This is a genomic window from Microbulbifer aestuariivivens, assembly GCF_039545115.1.
GTDB classification, from domain to species: Bacteria; Pseudomonadota; Gammaproteobacteria; order Pseudomonadales; family Cellvibrionaceae; genus Microbulbifer; species Microbulbifer aestuariivivens.
Window position 1 is genome coordinate 1 of the sequence record NZ_BAABRT010000048.1, and the last position, 1,819, is coordinate 1,819.

The 1,819-nt window shown below is 51.2% G+C and carries 2 protein-coding genes; both read left to right on the forward strand.

Annotated elements, in window-relative coordinates; translation table 11 throughout:
* On the forward strand, positions 1-880 hold an 880-nt coding region (locus tag ABEA58_RS14205; RefSeq protein WP_345552555.1), incomplete at its 5' end, for an IS3 family transposase.
* A 50-nt stretch (positions 881-930) separates the two neighbouring features.
* Positions 931-1,302, forward strand: a complete 372-nt coding sequence (locus ABEA58_RS14210; protein ID WP_345552557.1) for a hypothetical protein — start codon at positions 931-933, stop codon at positions 1,300-1,302.
* The last annotated feature ends 517 nt before the right edge of the window (positions 1,303-1,819 follow it).

The following is a 1,819-nucleotide window of genomic DNA, read 5'->3' on the forward strand; positions in this document are numbered from 1 at the left end:
CGTACTTTGCGAACCACCAAGAGTAAAGTACGCACTGATACGTGAGCATGTAGGGTTGTACCCGGTGCGCTTGATGTGTCGTTGCCTGGAAGTATCAGCATCCGGTTATTACCGCTGGCTGGGAAGAAGGGAGAGTGAGCGAGCCAGCCGCAGGAAACGGGTGACGAAGAAGGTCAGGGATACCTTTGAGTTCTTCAGGGCCCGTTACGGCGCGCCTAGGATCACCCAGGAGTTGCTGCAGGCGGGGATACCCTGTTCAACCAACTATATCGCTGACATCATGCATAAAGAGCATATTCGGGCGAGGAATGGGAAGGGGTTCCGGTACCGCAAGCCTGTGGAAAGTAGAATCAATGTCTCTCCTAACCTGCTGAAGCGCTGTTTTGAGATTGATCGGCCAAATCGACGCTGGACCAGCGATATCACCTATATCTGGGTAAGGGATCGATGGCTGTATCTTGCGGCAGTGATGGATCTCTATTCCCGGCGGATCGTCGGCTGGGCGTTGGACACCCAGATGACGGAAGAGCTCACCAAGAGGGCGTTGAGAATGGCTCTGCAGGGAAGAGATGCCAAGCCGGGGCTGATTGTCCACTCGGATCGAGGCGTTCAATATCGGGCACAGGGGTACCGGGATCTTCTATCAGCGAATGGTTGCCTCCCCAGTATGAGCCGGCAGGCGAACTGCTGGGACAATGCTGCGATGGAGTCATTTTTCAGCCGGCTCAAGGTAGAGCTCGTGTACGCAGTGAGCTTTGAAAGTATCAGCCAGGCGAAATCCGAGGTGTTTGAATACATTGAGGTTTTCTACAACAGAGTCCGCAGGCACTCTACACTGGGTTACAAAAGTCCAGCAGAGTATGAGCGCAAATGCGCATAGTTAGAGTGTCTACTTTTTGTGGGTAAGACCAATGGCCACAAGGAAGAAAAGTGCTAAAGCTCGAGATCAATAAGATATTTGCGCTAATAATTGGTGCCGTGGCTTTTTACTCCGGCTGTATAATTCTGCCAGGGTTGCCAGAAGCCTATGCTGGGTGGCAGTCGTTTTTCGATCAGGGTAATTCAGTCTATCCAATAATAATTACTGCTTTGTATTCTGCCGTTCCTTTTGGTTTACTGACGGTTGCTGCATCGGTTTATCTTAATAAACGTAGCTATTTTATCTTCCCAGTGTTAATAGTTGGCTGGTTTGTATTTATCAGTTACACGGTTTATTTAGTATTAATTTTGGTGCTTTTCTGGTGGTTCAAACAATCATTAGGTCGCCGTTTAACAAGGCGCTCAAGCAAGGACGCACACTGATCGCGCCCGCCACTTAGCTTGGCGTTATGTTGCCGGTCGGCTCAATATCACCGTCGGTACCAGCGGGTAATTTTTCGCACTGGTTTATCGTCCAGTATTGAGCAGCTCGGTCGTTCCGCATCCCGGCAGTTTCGTTCCTAGAGTGTTCGTTCTGCTTCGGTGGATGAAGGTAGTCCGCAGCAGTATCGTGGAGTGCCAGTAAGTGAATAAATGGGTGGGGAGAAATGCGGTATTCTTCCCTCGTAATATTGGGGTGTGGCCAGCCAAGCCGTGGCTGGCAGTGTGCCGGTAGCGGGTGCTCATTGCGGCACTGATAACCAAGCTAGGCAGGTTCGCCCAGCCGGTGGCTGGGCTGGACAGCCTACGCTGCGCTTCGGCTGCCCCTGCTAGCGGCGTTATGTTGAAGACTTACCCACGTTTAGTAGACACTCTGTATAGTTAGGTTTCGGCCTAACACGGAGGTGTACCATGGGTAAGAAGAAAGCTCAGGCATATACGGAAGAGTTTCGTAGAGAGG